Consider the following 1,215-nt stretch of genomic DNA (forward strand, 5'->3'; position numbering starts at 1 on the left):
TCGGTGATCCGGCGCTGTGTGTGGTGGACCTGGACTGGGAACGCTTCGCGTCCGGCTTCACCGCCGTACGCCCCAGCACACTCCTCGACGAACTGACCGAGGCGCGAAAGACCTCGCAGACCTCGGGCAACCCCCGTGTCGTCACCGACGCCAACGAGGCCACCACGGTCACCGAGCGGCTGATGGGCCTCACCGGGCCGGAGCAGCACCGCGAACTGCTGGACCTGGTGCGGGCCCAGGTCGCGGCCGTGCTCGGGCACAGTGGTGCCGATGCCGTCCATGGTGACCGTGCGTTCCGGGAGTTGGGCTTCGACTCCCTCACCGCTGTGGAGCTGCGTAACCGTCTGGGCGCCGTCACGGGGCTGAGCCTGCCGACGACCCTGGTCTACGACTACCCCACGGCCTCCGCTCTCGCCGCCCACCTGCGCGACGAACTCCTCGGACGGGAGACCGCGGTGGGCACCCCGGCTCTGACCGCCGTCGCCACGGACACCGACGACCCGATCGCGATCGTCGCGATGAGTTGCCGCTTCCCCGGTGGCGTCCGGTCACCGGAGGACCTCTGGCACCTCGTGACCGACGGCCGCGACGCGATCTCCGGCTTCCCGACCGACCGCGGCTGGAACCTGGAACGCCTCGCCGACCCCGACCCCGAACGGCAGGGCACCTCCTACACCCGTGAGGGCGGCTTCCTCGGCGACGCCGACCGGTTCGACGCGGCCTTCTTCGGCATCTCACCACGTGAGGCGCTGGCGATGGACCCCCAGCAGCGACTGCTGCTGGAAACCGCCTGGGAGGTGTGCGAACGCGCCGGCATCGACCCCACGACGGTGCGCGGCAGCCGTACCGGTGTGTTCGTCGGCACCAACGGACAGGACTACGCGTCCCTGATCGCCGTTCCGCCCAAGGGCATCGAGGGTCACCTCGGCACCGGTAACGCGGCGAGCGTGGTCTCCGGACGTATCTCCTATGTCTTCGGGCTGGAAGGCCCCGCGGTGACCGTCGACACCGCCTGCTCCTCCTCGCTCGTCGCCCTGCACCTGGCCGTGCAGGCGCTGCGCAGCGGCGAGTGCACGCTGGCGCTGGCCGGCGGCGTCACCGTCATGTCCACCCCCGAGGCCTTCGTCGATTTCAGCCGGCAGCGTGGTCTTGCTGCCGATGGCCGGGTGAAGGCGTTCGCGGCGGGTGCGGACGGCACCGGCTGGGGTGAGGGTG

The 1,215-nt window shown here is 70.9% G+C and carries 1 protein-coding gene; it reads left to right on the forward strand.

Annotation, left to right across the window (positions count from 1 at the left end):
- The coding region (locus ACZ5NH_RS45525; protein ID WP_468784377.1) for an acyl carrier protein at positions 1 to 1,215 on the forward strand (1,215 nt) is incomplete at both ends.

Source organism: Streptomyces sp. NPDC031426 (assembly GCF_055581585.1).